14 protein-coding genes are annotated in these 18,253 nt (G+C 68.0%); 13 read left to right on the plus strand and 1 reads right to left on the minus strand.

Going from position 1 to position 18,253, the window contains the following annotated elements; all coding sequences use genetic code 11:
• The first annotated feature begins 558 nt into the window (after positions 1–558).
• The 11 genes from ACPCUW_RS33865 (at position 559) to ACPCUW_RS33915 (ending at position 13,376) form a co-directional block, all read left to right on the plus strand.
• Entirely contained in the window at positions 559–1,098 is a 540-nt protein-coding gene (locus tag ACPCUW_RS33865; RefSeq protein ID WP_423429421.1) for a hypothetical protein, read from the plus strand.
• 103 nt (positions 1,099–1,201) lie between these two features.
• Positions 1,202–2,794, plus strand: a complete 1,593-nt coding sequence (locus ACPCUW_RS33870; RefSeq protein ID WP_423429423.1) for a hypothetical protein — start codon at positions 1,202–1,204, stop codon at positions 2,792–2,794.
• Positions 2,795–2,803: 9 nt separating this feature from the next.
• Positions 2,804–3,682 carry a hypothetical protein gene (locus tag ACPCUW_RS33875; protein WP_423429425.1) on the plus strand — a complete coding sequence of 293 codons (879 nt, stop codon included), beginning with the start codon at positions 2,804–2,806 and terminating at the stop codon, positions 3,680–3,682.
• A 1-nt stretch (position 3,683) separates the two neighbouring features.
• The gene (locus ACPCUW_RS33880; protein ID WP_423429427.1) at positions 3,684–5,390 is read left to right on the plus strand and encodes a hypothetical protein; all 1,707 of its coding nucleotides are present in this window, start codon (positions 3,684–3,686) and stop codon (positions 5,388–5,390) included.
• Between the two features lie 29 nt (positions 5,391–5,419).
• Positions 5,420–6,916, plus strand: a complete 1,497-nt coding sequence (locus ACPCUW_RS33885) for a PPE domain-containing protein (RefSeq protein ID WP_423429429.1) — start codon at positions 5,420–5,422, stop codon at positions 6,914–6,916.
• The gene (locus ACPCUW_RS33890; RefSeq protein WP_051757257.1) at positions 6,913–7,257 is read left to right on the plus strand and encodes a YbaB/EbfC family nucleoid-associated protein; all 345 of its coding nucleotides are present in this window, start codon (positions 6,913–6,915) and stop codon (positions 7,255–7,257) included. The genes ACPCUW_RS33885 and ACPCUW_RS33890 overlap by 4 nt, the downstream gene beginning before the upstream one ends.
• Positions 7,254–8,021 carry a hypothetical protein gene (locus tag ACPCUW_RS33895; protein WP_423429430.1) on the plus strand — a complete coding sequence of 256 codons (768 nt, stop codon included), beginning with the start codon at positions 7,254–7,256 and terminating at the stop codon, positions 8,019–8,021. Before ACPCUW_RS33890 ends, ACPCUW_RS33895 begins: the two co-directional genes overlap by 4 nt.
• A gap of 67 nt (positions 8,022–8,088) precedes the next feature.
• Positions 8,089–8,445, plus strand: a complete 357-nt coding sequence (locus ACPCUW_RS33900; protein ID WP_030518544.1) for a hypothetical protein — start codon at positions 8,089–8,091, stop codon at positions 8,443–8,445.
• A gap of 19 nt (positions 8,446–8,464) precedes the next feature.
• Positions 8,465–8,770 carry a hypothetical protein gene (locus ACPCUW_RS33905; RefSeq protein ID WP_064908910.1) on the plus strand — a complete coding sequence of 102 codons (306 nt, stop codon included), beginning with the start codon at positions 8,465–8,467 and terminating at the stop codon, positions 8,768–8,770.
• Positions 8,771–8,775: 5 nt separating this feature from the next.
• Positions 8,776–11,322, plus strand: coding sequence for a hypothetical protein (locus ACPCUW_RS33910; protein WP_423429432.1), 2,547 nt, complete (start codon positions 8,776–8,778; stop codon positions 11,320–11,322).
• Between the two features lie 137 nt (positions 11,323–11,459).
• Positions 11,460–13,376: a type VII secretion target gene (locus tag ACPCUW_RS33915; RefSeq protein ID WP_064904930.1), complete on the plus strand. Its 1,917-nt coding sequence runs from the start codon at positions 11,460–11,462 to the stop codon at positions 13,374–13,376.
• 157 nt (positions 13,377–13,533) lie between these two features.
• Here the strand turns inward: ACPCUW_RS33915 and ACPCUW_RS33920 are convergent, their stop codons facing one another.
• Positions 13,534–14,874 carry a hypothetical protein gene (locus ACPCUW_RS33920; RefSeq protein WP_423429434.1) on the minus strand — a complete coding sequence of 447 codons (1,341 nt, stop codon included), beginning with the start codon at positions 14,872–14,874 and terminating at the stop codon, positions 13,534–13,536.
• A gap of 200 nt (positions 14,875–15,074) precedes the next feature.
• On the opposite strand from ACPCUW_RS33920, the gene ACPCUW_RS33925 reads away from it, so the two are divergent.
• Positions 15,075–16,046, plus strand: a complete 972-nt coding sequence (locus tag ACPCUW_RS33925) for a C40 family peptidase (protein WP_104367708.1) — start codon at positions 15,075–15,077, stop codon at positions 16,044–16,046.
• Positions 16,047–16,498: 452 nt separating this feature from the next.
• Positions 16,499–18,253 carry a type VII secretion AAA-ATPase EccA gene (eccA, locus tag ACPCUW_RS33930; protein ID WP_063019203.1) on the plus strand — a complete coding sequence of 585 codons (1,755 nt, stop codon included), beginning with the start codon at positions 16,499–16,501 and terminating at the stop codon, positions 18,251–18,253.

Genomic DNA, 18,253 nt, shown 5'->3' on the forward strand with positions numbered 1-18,253 from the left:
AGCCGGAGCCAGACCCGCCGACCAGGATGCGGACGAAGTGGTCGAGTGCTCCGGCACTCCCGAATTCTGCGGCGAGGACGTGCCGCGCTGATCCGTCCACGGAGAAGTATTCGGCACTGTGGCTCGGGTACCGCTCGAATCCTGTTGCCGCCGCGGTGCTGTCCAGGGCGTGGTAGGGGCCTCGGTGCCGACGTCGGGTCGGGTGTCCGCGTGGGGATCGTTGGTGGGATCCGCCGAGCCGTCGCCAACCACCGGTGCCGTGCTCTCGATACTGGTCACTCGCCGCTCCTCGGGCGGACCAGGGCGACCGTGCCCCAGCGGTGTAAGGCGGTGAGCGACTGCAGGAGGGGCATCGGCACTCCTTCCGCATCGATCCCGGCCGGTTCGCCGCGGCGCACCGATTCGTCTGTGCGCGAGCTCCTCTCAATCCTCGCCGGTCCGGCTCCGTATCGAATTCCCAACAGTGGGAATCCCAGAGAATGAGGGGGAGATCGGACCCACGGCAGGACGGGGATCGCGGGATGACTGGCACCTACTGCTGGCCGGGCAGGTGATCGCATGGGCCTCGGCAACTTCTTCAAAGGTGTCGGGAACTTTGTTTCCGACCACATCGGCGATATCGCCGTCGGTGTCGCGACCGGGGTCGGTTTCGCGCTGGGTGGGCCCATCGGCGCCGGGCTGGTCGGGGCTGCTGCCGGGGCGCTGCAGTCAGGCTTCGAAGACGGGTGGAGTTGGGAGAACGTCGGAGCCGGTGCTGCTTTCGGCGCGGTCGGGGGCCTGCTGGGCGGCGGGGTGAGCGGTGGCGCGGGTGTGAAGGGGCTGTTGTTCGCAGGCAAGTCGTTGGTGAAGGCGAATGCGCTGGGGGATGCCGAGAAGGCGGCGCTGGCCGTCGGCAAGAAGGGGCTGTTCAGAAATACGATCCCGACCCGGCTCGGCGGCGCCCACCTGAAATCGTCCCGAACCTATATGGGCATTCTGGGTGCTGCGACCGGTCCGTCGACCGCACGGCAGATGTGGGATCAGGCCCACCCGAAGAAGTTCGGCGACGTGCCCACCATCGACATAATGGGCAAAAACGAGCTCGCGGCCAATGCCTGACATGCCGCATATTCTGATGCCCGACCCGCAGAGACTGCCTGACGGGCTGGTTCTCAACAAGGCTGTCGAAATGCGGTACCGCGCCCTCGTCAAGATGTATCAAATGAGTTGGGACAGCCTCGGAAACGGGAAGGCATCCGAGGTCCCCGAAACGCTTCCGGTAGGGAAGATCACGGGTGCGGAGAAAGCGCGGATCGCGAACTATCAGGAGTGGGTGGATACCCTCGACGCCTACTACGAAGGACTGTCGGACAACGATCGCATCATCGTGGGTATTCCGGATAAGGCAGGTGGCCTGTGTGACGAGGGCCGTGCGGGTCTGCGGACATTGATCAGAAAGCTGAACGAACTGGCAAAGGTCAATCCGAAAGATGTCGAACATCTCGGCCAGTTGCTCCAAGAGAAGGAGCTGGACGCGAGCATCGCAGCCGGTGGGGGAGAGATCACCGAAGACAAATATGTCATGACGGTCGTTCTCACTACGACCACAATGGCGACCGCGGCGATGCAGGATCTGAGTAATCAATTTCAGGCGCTCGCCGGGGAGATCCGGCCACCGGCCGAGCAAACGCCGGCGCCGAAAGACGCGCCGTCGACGAAGCAGGTGCGCACGAATACAACCGGCACGGACGGAGTCTCGCCGTACTCCGGTCCTTACGTGGGATCCGTCGATGACTCCACGTCCACGGATTCGCTGGGGGCTCCGCCGGTGTGGAATTGGGACTCCGGTAGCGCACCGAGTCCGCCCTTCGTCACCTCGGCCGGATCGCCGAACGGTCTCGCCGCGCGGTCGAACGACAGTGCTGCTGCAGAGAAACCATCCACCACGGCACAGGCCGACAACCCGACCTCGACCGTCGGAACCGCCGCCCCGGCCGGAACCTCGTCGGCGACTCCGACATCCGGTTTTTCGCCCGCGAATTACGCGTTGCCGCTGGCGATGCGGGGGCTGGCCGATATGGCCGACGCCCGCCGAGCCGCCGGGTATGCGACCCCGGAGAACCTCGGCCCCGCGTCGAACCGAGCAGTGTCCGGCGCGGTGACCGCGCCCGCCTCCGAGCCGCGCGCAGCGTCTGCGGCGACGCCGTCGACGGCTACCCGGAGTGGCCCCACGTCGCAGAATCCCACCTCGGCCGCGTCGTCCCAGGCCGGTACGCCACCCCCGTCCAACCAGGCCGGTTCGCCGTCGGCCCAGTCGAGACCGGGTTCTGCGCCGGTGACGCCGGTGTCCGCTTCACGGCCGGCCGACGGTGTGATGGTCTACACGTTCCCCGACGGCCGAAGCCAGGTCGTATCGCCCGTAGTGGCCCAGGCGTTGGATGCCGCATTCGGCAACGCCGCGGGAACGGATGCGCGGCACGCCTACGAGAAGACCGCGGCGAAACTGCCCGACGGCAAGGAGATCGGCGATCCGGTTGATCCCAGCCGGTTGATCACCGGCGACATCGCCACGTGGGATCAGCGGACCGCGTTGGTGGTCGCTTTCGGTGATGACGGCAACACATCTCTGGAGGTGATCATTCAAGGTGAGTTGAAGCAGTTCGACGCTCACATGAGCGATAAGCAAGGCGACTTCGGTGGATTCGCCGGCTTTGCCCATCCCGCCGGCATAGAAGCGACCAGCGATTCGCAACCACCTGCACCGGCGATCCCCGTCGACTACTCGGCCGGCGGGCACGTGTCGGTACCGGCATAGGAGATTCGTATGAGCTTTTGGGGTGTGGCGGCAAACCTCGTCGTGACGGCCGCCGTGAGTCGAGTGGCTCCCGGCCTGGGTGGGTCGGTGGTCGCGGGCTTCGCCGGCGGAGCCACCGAGTCGTTGGTCGAGGGGGATACCAACCTGGGTGACGTGATGAAGTCGGGCGGTTACGGTGCCGCGGGCAGCCTGATCGGTGACGGGGTGGGGCGCGGTCTCGGAGTCGCGGCGCGGTACGGCGCCAAGGGGGCCGAGTCTGCTCTCGGGAAGGCGACGGCGCTGTCGGCCGACGCAACGCAGGCAGCGAAGGATTGGGAGGTTGCCGATAACGCGCTGACGGCCGCCAAGAATAACCTCGCGGGAAAAGGACGATTCTCCCCCGGCCGGCAAAAGGCAGCCGATGCGGTCACAGCCGCCGAGCAGAAAGCCACCGCCGCCCAGAAGGATTGGGAAGCCGCTCAAATAAAGGCTGACGATCCAGGGTTCTCGGTCTCCAAAATGCAGCAGCGCAAGAAGATCCTGGACCGTGCGGGAAAGGACCTTCGGGGCGGCAAAGGGCGGGCCAAGCAGCCTGGATTCCGGCAAGCGGGTTGGGGCAACACAGGTTTGCGATCCCTGGGCGCGACGATCGGGTCCAACACTGCGGGAGGGCAGAGCGGGGGATCGTCCTCCTCGTCCGACAGCGGGGGCGGAGACAAGACCCCGAAACCGAAACCGACGGCTCAGAATGTCGAACTCATGTGGGGCGGCAAGCAATATATGGACTCGCCCCCGAAAGAGCCTATCGTGCAGGATCCGAGCTATCAGGTGGCGATCGAAAGTCCCACCGGGTTTCTGCTTTACCCGAAGGGCTTGAACGATCAGATACGGCGCTGGTATGTCGGATGACATGGAAACTGCTCAGTCGCTGGCGCAAGCGATTGGCACCAACGCGAAAGCCTTCGGCGAGCCCGAAAAGGGTAAGCCGGTGCCGCTGGTGAAGGCGCCTAAGCTGAATACGCAGTATCTTCAGCAATTGCAGGGTAAGTCGGAGATGCTGACCCAGTATCGCTCCGCCGTGAGCAGCATGAATACCAAGGTCGAGAAGTGGAACGCCCAGCTTCCGGATCTCGGTGCGACGGTTACCGACGTGAAGAAGACCTCGGTGACCGGCCTCGAACAACTCGGGAATCTGGTCAGCGGGATCAATGCCAATGTCGCTTCGATCTCCTCACTGGAGGAAGGTCGTGTGCTGGAAATCGAATTCATCGACATGCTGGACCAGGCATGGTCCGAACTCGTCGATACCGTCGGTCCGGCCGCGAGTCAGAACGAGGCCGCCGCCGATGCCATCAAATCCTGGGCGGCGGATTTCGAGAAGACTCAGCAGCAGCACGATGCCGCCATTCAGTCGGAACTGGACAGCGCAATGGCGAAGCTCAATGGCGGCGGTAACGGAGGTAATCCCGGCGACAACCCCGGTTTGAATCTCGGTGCCGACAACGGGCTGGAGAACCTCGGCAAGGACACCACCATCGACCCCAATACCGGACTGCCGACCGACAACACCTCCACGGCCGACGACGCCAAATCGAAGATCGACGATGCGATTCAGCAGATCAAGGATTCGGCGATGACACCGAACTCGTCGATGGCGAGCCCGGTCGAATCACCGTCGCTCGGTTCGGGTTTGGGCGGAATGATGGATCCGATGGGCATGGGGGGAATGGGCATGAACCCGTATATGAATCCGTACGGGATGGGTATGGGCATGGATCCCTACGGCTCGCTCGGGGACTCGCTGCGCAACCGGGCCGACGATCTGGATCCGAATCGGATCGATCGGGCGGTGCAGCCGCTGGCACAGGCGCAACCGCAGCAGCCCGCTCCGTCGACGCCGTGGTCGAATCAGAACAACGCCGCGCCGGTGTCGAATACCGCCGGCGGTCCGCCTCCGAACGCGACGTCCTCGCAGCCGGGCGGGACCACACCGCCGCCGCGGGTGCCGGGTTCGGACGGCATGATCGAATACGCCTTCCCGCCCGACTTCCAGCGGAAGCAGAAGGTGTCGCCCGTCGTCGCCCAGGCGCTGGACGCGGCCTTCGCCAATACCAAGGGCACGGACGCGAAGGCGGCCTATTCCGGCACCACGGCGAAGTGGTCGGACAACAAGCAGGTCGGCGCGCGGATCGATCCGAGCCAGTTGATGACCGGCGATGTCGCGCTGTGGGATAAGGACCACGCGGCGATCGTCGTCGCCTTCGGATCCGGTGATCCGAGCACCGCCGCCGCCGCGAATTTCACCGGTGCCGCGAGTTTCACCGGTGTGTCGGGCGGTTCCGGTGATCCCTCGGCCGGCTCGGGCGACACCTCGGCCGGTTCGGGTGACGGCAGTGATGCGCTGCAGGTGATCGTGTGCGGTGAGCTGAAGCGGTTCGATGCGCACATGTCCGATGTGGGTGGCGATTTCGGCGACTTCAGCGGGTTCGCGCATCCGGCCGGTATCGAGGGCACGGGCGCCGCGCACGGTGACGCCATGCCCGCGGTGCCGGCGCCGGGTGATCCGTCCGCCGGCGGTCCGACGATGTCGGCACTGGCCGGCACTCAGACGATCTGACGGCTGGAGGGTGAGAGGAGGTCGTAGCGTTGAATGTTGATCCGACGGAACTGGTTTCGGCGGCATCCGCCCTGGCCGATATGGCCCACAACAGCGGGTCCACCCTGCCCCGAGGCTGGGTGGTCCCCGCCGGAGCGGATCCGATTTCCGCGCAGGCGGTGCCACAGCTGAACGGCAGTGCGCAGGACCTGTACAACGGTGTGCTCGGGGCGTTGAACGAAGTGCATCGCACCGCCTGGAACATCGGCGCCGCCGCGGTGGACTACACCGAGGCCGACGAGCAGGCAGGGCGCGATATCGGCGGCGCGGGTTCGGATTTGCTGACAAATCCGGTGGCCGAGGCTCCGCCGCACACACCGCGGTTCGCGCCGACCTTCCGATTGCCGGCCGTCGGCGCGGAGGTCGATCCGCTGACCTTCGCCCAGCAGTTGCATACCGGTCCGGGGCCGGGAGGCGCCGCCCGCTTCGCCGAAAACGTGCGGAACTACCTGTCGACCACGCATGCCGATGCCACCAGCGGTCTGGATCAGGCCGCGCTGCGCATGCAGCACTGGACGCCGGTGGGATCGGCGGCTGCACAGCAACTCTCGACACACCGCAGCTGGCTCGACCAGCTCGGATCCGCGCTGGGGGATCTGGCGGACAACGCCCAGAACTACGCCGACGCCTTCACCGCGGCGAAGGCCAAACATCCCACGCCCCAGGAGATCATCGCCGCCCGCAAGGAGTTGGTCTCGGCGATGCGCTCGAAGAACGAACTGGGCGTGCAGGATGCGCTGGCGAAGTTCCAGGAGCAGAACGCGCGCTCGGCCCAGACGGTCACCGACTACTCCACGGCGGTGAACTCGAAGGGGCCCTCGAAAGGCTCGGAAACCTCGGGCTCGCAGAGTGATTCGAGCGGTAGCGATATGAGCATGCTGGCCCAGATGCTGCCCACGATGATGAGCTCGCTGATGCAGGGCGGGATGATGTCGCAGCTGGGCCAGGGCGGCAGCACGGACTCGCTCGACGGGCTCGACGGCTCCGATTACGGCTACGACTACGGCAGCTACCCCGACTACGGTTCCGCCGGTGGCGGTTACGGCGGCGGTGGCGCGATGCCGATCGGGGACATCACCAGCGGGCTGGACAGCGGCTCCACGAGCACACCGACCGTCAGCGTCGGCCCGATGCCGATGGTGGCGTCGGCGTCGACGGCCGGGACCGCGGCGAGCAGCGCGTCGAATATGCCTCGCACACCGGTGATCGAGCCGCTGTCCTCCTCGGCGGCCGCGGCGGCCCGCGGCGCCGCGGGTGGGTCGCCGATGATGCCGTACATGCCGATGGCGCCCGGGATGGGCGGTGGCGGCGGCGGCAACGAACGCAACCGGGTCGTGGCATGGCATCCCGATCGGCTGATGTACGTCGACGACACCCCGCACACCGAGCAGGTCATCGGTGAGAAGCCGACCATCGCACCGACCGTCACACCCCCGACGCCGTCACCCGCCAACCAGACCCCGAGTCAATCCGGAGGTAGCGCATGAGTGGAATCCATCCCGACGTCCAAGCGGCTTTGGACGCCGCCCGCGAATTACGCCACAAGATCGCCGATCTGCGGGAACGTATCGACGCGATCCGAGCGCGGCGCCCCTCGCCGAGCGGTGCCGTCATTCCCGAGGTGGACGCGATGGGGCGGCTGACCGACCTGTACCTGGCACCCGGCACGGTCGACCGGTTCGAGGCCGATGAACTGGTCGCCGAGATCATGTCGGCGATCCGCGAGAGTTCCGCCGACGCCGGACGCCAGTACCAGGTGATCATGGATGCTGAGCCGGCGCCCGAGACCGAGGGTGTCGGTGGGCAACCGGTGGAGCAGCTGTCGTGACCGAACCCGCGGCGGTCACCGTCGCCGACACCGTGCGCTGGCTGCACGAGGAGGGCCTCGTGCGGCTGGCGGGGGTGGGCGAGCGCAGTCTGCACCCGATCGCGGCGTTCACCATCGACGTGGCGACCGGAATGGTGGGAGCTCATCCGGCTTCGGGCGCCAGCTCCGATGTGAGCACCTTCGCCGCCGACGATCTGCCCCATCCGGTCGGTTCGCCGAAGCGGCTCGTGATCGTCGGTGTCACCACCTCCGAGTCGATGCTGGTGGTGGATCTTGCTGCGGCCCTGACTATTTCGATCAACGCCGATCAGCCCGAGGCGGCCGCGAGGTCGTGGGTTCTGCAACTGCTGCTGAATCCGGAGATCACCATCTCCACCAACAGTGCCGAGGTGGCGATCGGTAACAGTCCACGCTGCCGCCGCTCGTTCATCCCGGGGGGAGGCGCGACGATCATCAATATCGACGATATGAATCCTCCGCTGACCACGGTGACGCTCAACGGAGCGGAGGGCCCGGACCATCTGGACGTCGAAACCGACGGGACCGGGGAGATGTATTTGGGCTCGCGATTCTGGTCGCTGCGGCAGGTGATGACGGTCGGCGACGCGGCCTGGAGCGAGTTGGTCGACCGGATGTCGGGAACCGGAGAACCACCGGCGGGTTCGAACGAACCACCGCCGGCCGCGAGCGTCGCGCCACCCGCCGGCGCCGTCGCACCACCGCCGCGAGGTGCGCTCGCCCCTGAACTTTCGGAGGGCCGATGAGACACACTGCGAAGCGTTCCCGTCGGCCCTACCGGGTGCGGGTGTCCCGCAAGACACAGGAGAACCGATGAACGACGATCTGGAATTCGACGACTACGACACCGAATCGGATGCACCGGCGCCGGATTGGAAGTCGATGACCTACGAGGTCTTCAATCCCGACCACAGCGTCGGCGTCGCATGCGACCGGGACGGCGAGGTGGTCGGTCTGCACCTGTCGGACGAGGCGCGCGACAACGGCGACAGCTGGCTCGCCAACGAGATTCTGCGACTGGCGCGGCTCGCGCATATGAAATCCCGCGTCGGCCTGCGCGCGGAGATGGAGTACAACGGCGCGCGGCCCTACACGGTGGACTCGTTCGATCTGCCGACCGAGGCGTCCTACCGGGCGATGGAGAGCGCCGAATTCGGCACCACGCTGTGACTACAGAGAGGAGTCCGTCATGCTGGAGATGGACGATCAACAAAGCTCCATCAACGCGTCGGATCAGTTCCACGTCGCCGTCGCCGCGAACACCGGACAGGCATCACAGCACGTGGAAAATCTGCCTACGCACTATCGCGCGGGCACGGGAGCGGAATTCGACGATCAGACGACGCAGATCCGCAATCGAGTCGGTGAGTGGATCAGCGACTTCGTAACCGCGCGCAACCGCCACAGCGATGGCACGAACGTTGCCGTGCGCGATGCCGTGAACGCCCTCTACGACGCGGATATCGATACCGGCGCCGGCGTGCGATCGGTCTGACGCGCATGGGTTCCGAGCACGGCAGCCCCTATTGGGAAACGATCGTCGGCAAGCATTGGCCCACGATTCCACCGTCGGATTGGTACAACCTCCAGACGATGGTTCGCGACGCCGCCGCGGCGATGGACCCCGAGGAGGCCGATCGTGCCCGGCGCCTGTTTTCCGAACGCGTTCCGTCCAGCGAAGGATTGGAGCCGGCCAAACGCGACATGCTGAACCAGCAGGACAGCTTGCGCAAGCTGGTGGATGCCCTGGTCGCCGCGTCCGATACCTTCGGGCAGATCGGCGACATCGACTATCGCACCCGGCATCGGATCCTCGACATCGTCGATCGTGCGGACGCGGATATCCAGCGGGTCCGGCAGCAGGAGACCGACAAGAACGGAAACGAGGACGAAGCCGCCGAACAGCGGCGGATCTCCGCGATCGTCCGAGAGGCTCGGGACGAGGTCGCCGACGTCGAGCGCAATGCGCTGAACATGTTGGGCCCCCAGGGTCTTCCGGAGCTCGCCTTGATCGCCGAATTGCTTGGCCGGCCGAATCCCTGGGCGCGGGGCAACGGCCCGGGCGGCCCGGGACATCCGGGACGGCGGCAGGACGGTGGGCCCGGGGCCGGCGGCCGCCCCCGGTACCCCGGCGGCGGCTCGCCCCAGCAGATGCCTGGTCCGATGCACGATCCGATGCCGCGCTTCCCGTTCCTCCCCGGGATGGTCCGGCTCGATCCGGGGATGTTCTCTCATGTTCCACCGCCGTTCGAGGACATCGCGGATCGGCTGCGGGATCGGCTGTTCGGCGACCCGCTGGCCACGGTCGATCACATGCCTGCCCCGTCGGCGGGCCCTCAGGACCAAGCGCCGAACGCGCCGGCTCCGACGGCACCGGTCGGCGGCGGGCCTGCTCCGGGGCAGAACTCCGCGTGGGCGCCCGCGGCTCCGAATCACGCCGGACCCGGCGACAGCGGCGACCATGCCGTGGACGCCGCACCGATGGCCGATTCCGGTGCCTCGCTCGAGCCGGACGCCCCGGTCGCCGGGACCGCCTCGGACACACATGCCGAGCCCGCCGCCGGGCACGGCTTCGAGTCCGGGGGCGGTCATGACGAGAACGACTCCGGCGGAGGGCAATTCGGCCGCACGTCGCATCCGGACGACGAGACCGAACACGACGAGGCGGGACATCGTGCCGAGCTGGGCCCGATCGCTCCGATCGGCGCGCCGGGCCTCGCGGCGGGCGGGGTGATGTCGGCGCCCCTGGTCGTGCCCCAGCCCGGGGCGCTCGGTCCCGCCGTATCGGCCCCCATCGATCGGATGAACGCGCCCGCTGCGCAGGCAACCCCGCCGCCGGCCGGTGCCGACACCCGCCCCGGATCGCCACCGGACTCGCGGATCTCCGCGCCCGGGGGGAAGGGGCCCATGGTCGGCAACCCACCCGGCCCACCCGGATCCCCCGTTGCGCCACCGGCGGCGAAAGCGATTCCCCCGCAGCGTATTCCGGGACAGTCCGGCAGCGACGAGGTCGTGCGGGATGCGGTCGGCGCGGCCATGGTGGCGGCGTCGGCCCCGGCCTTCGTACTCGGCGAACGTGTCGACGGCGACCTGGTGTTGGCCCGCAGCCTGCTGAGCAGTCTGCTCGCCGCGGCCGGGGATTCGGCGCTCGGTGTGGACTGGGCGGTGTCGGTGCTGCGTCATTCCGGCGGCGTGACCGCGTTCGTCACCTCCAACGAAGGGCGCGGGTGGCTGCCGGCCGGGCTGTATCTGCCGCGGGAATTGTCCACGCCGTGGGTATGGTCGGAGTCCGAGGGCAGTGGCTGGGAGGGCGTCGGCGATCCGGCGCGCATCCTGGCGGAATTCGGAATCGCCTGGGGCGCGAAGATCGGGGCGCGGCTCTCGGCGCTGGTTTCCTCGCAGCCGATCGACGGCGCGCTGAGTGCCCAGCTCGGTGCGGTTCCGACGGAGGGCTCGGTCGCGGCCGCGGCGGTGATGGATTTCGCTACGCCGGCCGCGGGTTTGGCCGACCGGCTCGAACTCGTGGGGTCGGCGCAGCTGGCCGAGCGCGTTGCCGCGACTCCTCCGGATCGCATCGCCGAGCGGTGTGTGGAGTTGGCGCGCGACGGCCACGCCCGGGCCGCCGCACTGGGACGGGCGCCGGATTCATTGGGAGCCGGGGCGATTCGCGCCGGCATTCTGCAGGCGATCGCGCAGCGCAAGGCGGTGCCGGAACCGCTGTGGGACGAACTGCGCGACGCCGACGCGCTGGTCGCAGCCTCGATGTTGCCGCTGCGCGCGGATGTGTCCCGCGTAGCGTTGGGCGAGCTGCGGTCCGAATCCGGCGCCCGGGGAGAGGCCGCGGTCCTGCGTGCGATGGTGTGCCAGCGACGCTGTGACGAACTGGTCCTGCTGCTCGCGGCCGAACCGACTCGCCAAACCTTGCGCGACGCCGTATACGCACATGCGCAACTGTCGGAATTGGCCGCGGCCCCGCCGGGACCGGATCCGACGCCGCCGGGACCGCCTCGGACCTCGTCGGTCAGTGTCGGCCCCACGCGGCGGTGAGCGCCAGGGAGCGGTGGACCGTTGCCGGTCGAATGCCGTGCGCGGCCAGAACTTCCCTGCACTGGGAACAGCGCCCGGCAGTGGGGATTGTCCAGCGCCGACAATGATCTCGTCAGTGGCGGAAAGGATTGTGCGGCATGCCGGAGATGGAGATCGACCCTGCGGTGCTGCGTCAACTGGCAGAGCAACACCGTCAGGTCGCGCGCGAAACCCGGGAATGGGCGCAACCGCCGTACGATTGGCTCGCCAGCTTCATCCCCACGTACGGCAAGATCGCCCAGCCGGTCAAGGATGCCCTCGACGACTACTACGACGCCCGCAAACGGGCGGGTGACAAACTGGCCGACGACCACGACCACACCGCGGATCAGTTGATCGCCGCGGCCGAGTCCTATGAAAACGCCGACCACGGCATCGCATCGGATTTCCGGCGAGCGGGCGACGACATCGGCGGGCACGGGTCACCGCAGGGAACACCGGCGCACGCTGGGCCGAACGGCCATACCTTCGGCCCCGGCGACGGCCGCACGCCGGCGGGTATCTCGCCGCTCGGCACGTCGCCGCTCGACGGCGGTCCTTCGGTCACCGGTCCGCAGACGCCGGGCGCCGGTCAGCAACAGCCGGACGCGGCGGACCAATCGCCGGGCGCGACCGTCCCCGGCGTCGCCGCCGCCGCACCGGGAGCTGCCGCACCGATGGGCGCCGTGGACTCCACAGGCACCCAGGCCGGGTCCGGTTCCGGCGTCAACACCGGTGCGGCGGCCGCCGCCGCGGGTACCCCGGTCGGTGGAGTGGCGACGCCGGCCACCGCCGGTGCGGGCGTGGGTGCCGACGACCGATCGGCGCAGCAGCCGCCGACCGGCGCCACGGGACGCTACGACATGCCGCCGGTACCGGTCGTCACGCCGTTCGCCGCCGCGGTGGCCGCGGCCAAGGACAAGGAGGCCGAGCCGGCCTACGTGGTGGGCGATGCGGTCGACAACGACCTCCTGGTCGCGCGCACCTTGCTGGCGGCGGTTCTGGCCGCCGCGGATACGCCGGCGGTGGGAATGCACTGGGCGGTCGGCGTGATGCGCGGGCCGGCCGGGGCGGGAGTGTTCATCACCTCGAACGAGGGCCGGGGCTGGTTGCCGGCGGGGATCTATCTCCCTCGGGAGGTGTCGACGCCGTGGATGTGGGACGAGATGCTCGACGACGGCTCGGGCAGTGCCGCCTCGCCCTGGGAGGGGATCTCGGACCCGGCCCGGGTGCTGGTCGAATTCGGATTGGCATGGGGCCCGAAGGCCAACGCGTCGCTGGTGGCCCTGGCCTCGTCCGCCTCGATCGACGGTGAGTTGCGGGCACGGTTCCCCGATATCGCGATGGCAGACCTGGTCGGCCCGGCCTACGATGTCGACCTCCGGGTACACACCCCGGACACGGTCGATCGGCTCGATCTGGCCGGATCGCCGGAAGCCGCCGGTCCCATTGCGGCAGTACCGGATTCACGCGCGTACGCCCGTTGCCTCGAGTTGGCGACCGAGGCCCACACCAAGCTGGTCCGCAGCGGGACGGCCGCCGCTGATTCCGCCGAGTCCCGTCGCATCCGCGATCGCATCCTCGCCGTTCTGGAGGCCGGGCAGGAGGTGTCGCCGCAATGGTGGGAACAACTGCGCGAGGCCGACGACCTGCTCGCGGCGGCAATGCTTTCGCGGCGCGTGGACGTCGCCCGGGTGGCGCCGGGTGACCTTCGCATCGACGAGGAGGGAGCGACGTTGCGTGCCATGGTCTTCGAACGTCGCTGCAACGAACTCCTGCTGGTGCTCGCCGGTGAACCGGGCCGGCAACAACTGCGCGACGCGGCGTACGCCTACGACCAGATCGTGAATCATCCGCGATTCGTGGAGGTTCCGGCCGCGGTCACGGCCGCCGAACCCACGACGGTGGACCGCCCGGTCACCGTGTCCGGGCCGGTATCGGCTCCGAGCGTCGCCGCCGGCCCGCCGCGCGGGGCGGCGGTCGTGCCGCCGGTGGTGGCACCGCCGGTGGTCACCCCACCGTCCGAGCAGTCGTAGGCGGGGGCCGGTCCGGACGGTTCGCCCGGACCGGCCTGCTGTCGGCTTCCGATGAAAGTGGCTGCGGCCCAGGTGATCCCGCAATATTCGGGCATGAGGAGGCGCGCACGATCGGCCCGGCCGGTGTGCGCACAGTAGTGCGCCGGGGATGCCTGGGTCAGGCGGGTGCGCCCGGAATACCGCCCCCCGAGGGGGCAGTAACGGCGGGCGCGGACGTGCCTGGTGGTGTGGTCGCCGGCGCGACCGTGGCCGGTGCGGTGCCGTCGGCCGGCGGCGGAGTGATCACGGCCGGATCGGCGGTGACGCCGCCCGGCTGGGGAGCCGTCGCCGCCGGGGCCGCACCGGCGGGCGGCGCCGCATTCGGGTCGGCGGCGGGAGCCGCGGGCGCGGCTTGCGCGTTGGGTGCTGCGCCGTTCTGCTGCGCCTTCTCCGCTTCGCGCTCCTTGCGCTCCTCTTCCTTCTGGTGCTGTTCGGCGTTGTTCTGGATGAACTGCTGCACCATCGGCGCCAGGGACATCAGACCCATCGGCAACATCATGGCGAGCGGACCCAGCATCTGCGCGAGCCCGCCCAATCCACCGTCGCCGCCGCCGGCGCCGGCCTGCGCGGCGCCGCCGGATGTCGCGGTACCGCTCGACGCACCGGAACCGTTGCCGGAGCCGGAGCCCTGACCGGATCCGCTCTTGCTGTTGCCACCACCGGCCATGTTCGCGTTGTATTCGGCGACGGCGGAAACCTTCTGGCACACCGAGTCCAGGGTGTCGGCGATCTGCTCCATGAGTTTGAGCTCTTTGGCCGCCTTCAGCTTCTTGCTGAGGGGCCGCAGGTCGACCTTGAGAGCATCCTTCAACTTGTTCACGTCGGCCATGACAGCGGCCAGTGTCTGATCCTTGCCGTCCTTGACCTTGATAGACGTCTTGACGACCTCGGCGTCCATTTGCAGCAGGTAGGTCTGGCGGGCCCGGACCTTGGTCAGGGTCTGCTGGTAGACGTCGCTGGCCTCGCCCTTGCCGAGGTTTTGATAGACGGTGGTGGTGAGTAGATCGTTCACATTGGGCGGCGGCGTGGTCATGCCACGCCCCAGCAGATCCACCGTGGTCTGGATCGCGGTTTCCGCCAGCGCGACGAAACTCGTCAGGGCCGGCGACGCCCCCGGTGGCGGGTCGAGCTCGATCGGCTTGCCGTAGTGCTGACCGACGCCGTCCGCTGTCGGGGTGGGATTCGGCGTGGGCCCACCGGTCGTGTGATCGGTGCCGGGTTTGCCACCGGGTTTGCCGTCCGTGGGAGGTTTGTCGCCCGGTTTGCCGTCGGTGGGCGGCTTATCGCCGGGTTTGCCATCGGTAGGCGGCTTATCCCCGGGCTTACCATCCGTAGGCGGCTTTTCCCCGGGAGCGACGGCTGTGGCGGGGTCTGCCTGTACGAGGGTGACTCCCGCGACCTCGGTGTGTTGTTGTGCCAGTGGGCGCAGCCCCGCGGGGTTGATATCCATCTCCGCCATGCCCGACAATCCTTTCCGCCACCGACGACATCATTGTCGGCGCTTCCCGCAAATGGGAAGCTCGGTCGTTTCGCCATAACACGATCGGTGTCGCATAGTCGGAAACCAGTCTTCCGAGTGCGGGAGATCTGGAATTCACGTCGGCCATCCAGCGGCGCCGGCACAGGAGGCGGGCGGATGAGTGAGGGCGGGGCGATTGCATGGCGCCTGATCTGACCACCGATCTCAACGGGGTGCTGAACTCACTGCTCGGGCTGTACGGCCAGGGCAGTCCCGCACCGGGTACGGCCGGTACGGTCTCGACCACCGTCGCGAACATGGACAACAGCCACAACGGCTCCATCGCCCGCCACTACAGTGACGCCCGCGGCATGCAGGTATCGATCGCCGAGTCCCAGGCGGGTAAGGACGCGGTCGTGCACAAGGCGGTCACCGCCGCGGGCGACGGCACGGTCACCGGACGCAATGCGCTCAACAACCGGATCGCCGACCTGCAATCGCGGCTGCAAGCCATCGCGGGAGTCGGCGATCTGCGGTTCAGCGGTCCCGCAATGTTGAACGCCGCGCACGCCACCATCGCCGACGCGACCAAACAGGTGGACGCCGATGTGGCCGCGGCACACCGGCACGCGGCGACGATCCAGCCGCCGTCCGCCCCGGCTCCGGTCCACCGGCGGATCACGCCCGCGGGCCGCAGTCGGCGTCGCTCCCGGATACGAACCCGGGCCGGTGGCGGCGGTGGTGGTGCACGTCCGAGCGCGGTGCGCAGTCGTCCGGTTCCGTCGGACGGCACTGCCGGCGGCAAGGCGGTGAGTGCGGCGAGCGCCTGGCTGGGCACGCCCTACGTGTGGGGCGGTGGTGGCGCCGGCGGGCCGAGCGGCGGCGGCTTCGACTGTTCGGGGCTGACCCAGTACGCGGTCGCGGAAGCGACCGACGGTCGAGTTCACTTGCCGCGCACGACATATGAGCAGATCTACTGCGGGGAGCGAATTTCGCCTCGCGATGTGCGGCCGGGCGATCTGGTCTTCCCGGCCGATTCGTTCTCCGCGCGCGGGCCCGAGCATGTGCAGCTCGCCGCCGGGAACGGGATGGTGATCGAGGCGCCGTACTCGGGTGCGACCGTACGGTGGGCGAGAATGCCCAGTGAAGCCGTCGTCGTCCGCGTCATGTGAGTTGTCTTGGAGGTGGGAGCGGCCGGTGGTCTGCTGACACCACCGGCCGCCGGGCGGGTGGCCGGCATCGGTGGGTGATACCGGCCCGTGCAGGGCTGCGGGCCTGCACCCCGCGGCGGTCGGTTGCCGGATCGCGGCTCACGGCCACCGCCCCGAGGTTCGGGCCGTCAGGATGAGGACTGCCGACCCGCGTCCCAATATACCGCTGAATGACGGCACGATTTACGACGGCTCATCAAATAAGTATCGGTCCTTGCGTGGGCTGTCGATCCGCGTGGCGGCGGTGCCGGTGGAAAAACGTCTCGCTCCCAGGGGATTCGGCGAAACCGCCGGTGCCGTCGCGAACCGCGACGCTTCACCTGCATTTCCCAAGAATGGGAATAGCGCTCCCACGGCTGGCGGACTGGGTGTCTATCGTTCGGGCAGGCGAGTGCGGCGGAAGGGATGTCCAGGTGTCAGCGGCCGAGGACGCGTTCTACACGGGTGTCCAATCACTGGGATTGGTTGCCGGCGGGGTTCGCAACGAAGACAATGCGTTGGCGGCGTTCCGGGCCGCCACCGATCTGGATCCGGATATGTGCGATGCCTGGCTGGGGCGCGCGATGGCGGGGGAGATCACCTCCGAAGTCATCTACGGCGCCTACCGGTCGGTGCACAACCTGTACCGGGATCAACAGCGCGCCGGATTGGTCGATCGCGCGCTGTGGTGTCAGGTGGAGCTCGGTATGTACGGGCTGCGGGTGGCGATGGCCGACCGCGATCAGATCGCGATCGCGCAGGCGTGCTCGTATGCCCAGGGCGGCGAATGGGAAGAGGCCGCGGCCATTCTCGATCAGGTGCCCAGCGACGACGTTTCCGATTTCGTTCGCATGTCGCTGTACTACCGCACCGATCGCTGGCCGGATCTGCTGGCCGCGCGCACGGCCAAACCGGTTCTCGAGGACGGCCTGCTCGATATCGCCGCCGAGTTGATGGCCGCCGAATCCCTCGCGCGGATGGGACGATTCGGCGAGGCCATGCCGCGCGCCCAGCGCATCGTCGAGGACAGCGCCTCCGGAAGCCTGTCCTACATCTGGGCGGATGCGCACTTCCTGCTCGGAATGTTGTTGCGGCACAACGGTGATCACGATGCCGCCGAGAAGGTTCTGGCGGGTCTGCAGGGTTCCGCGCTGTGGTCCGAGCGGCCGCTGTGGCAGCGGGCCGTGCGCGACAAGACCTATCGCTTCGATGTGGTGACCCCCGAGGTGATCGGTTCCCGGACGAACGTCTGGGATCCGTCCTCGGGTGACGACCCGGCCGAGGTGGCCGCCACCGCGGCCAAGGCCGAGCGCGACACCCTGCTGGCCGAGGCGTCGGATCTGCTGGCGGCGCAGATCGGCATGGACTCGGTCAAGGAACAGGTCGAGCGGCTCAAGTCCGGGGTTCTGATGGATCAGGTTCGCGCCAAACGCGGCCTGGCGGTGGAATCCAAGACCCAGCACCTGATCTTCTCCGGCCCGCCCGGTACCGGCAAGACGACCATCGCCCGGGTCATCGCCAAGATCTTCGCGGGCCTGGGTGTGGTGGAGAACGCCGACGTCATCGAGGTCTCGCGCAACGACATGGTCGGCACTCACCTCGGCCACACCGCGCCGAAGACCAATGCGCTGATCGACTCGGCCCTCGGTGGTGTGCTGTTCATCGACGAGGCCTACACCCTGATTCAGGAGGGACTGTCCGGCGGCGACGCCTTCGGTAAGGAAGCCGTCGACACGCTGCTGGCCCGGATGGAGAACGACCGCGACAAACTCGTGGTGGTCATCGCCGGCTACGAGGACCAGATCGACCGCTTCCTGGCATCCAACGACGGTCTGGCCTCCCGCTTCACCAAGCGCATCCGGTTCGCCAGTTACGACGCCGACGAACTGGTCCAGATCGCCGATCACATTGCGCGCAAGAAGGACTCGATCCTGTCCGACCAGGCGCGCGAGGTGCTGCGGGACCGCTGCGCGGAACTGGCGCAGCAGACCCGCAACGGCCGCCGCCTGATCGATCTGGCCGGTAACGGCCGGTTCGTCCGCAATGTGGTGGAGGCGGCCGAGGCCGAACGCGATTATCGGTTCACGCGGGACAACGCGGATATCGCGAATATGTCCAACGAGGAACTGATGACCGTCGACGCATTCGACATCACTGCCGCCCTGGCGGGGCTGGCGCCGACGAGCTGA

The sequence above is a fragment of the Nocardia sp. AB354 genome (genome assembly GCF_049538315.1).
GTDB classification, from domain to species: Bacteria; Actinomycetota; Actinomycetes; order Mycobacteriales; family Mycobacteriaceae; genus Nocardia; species Nocardia nova.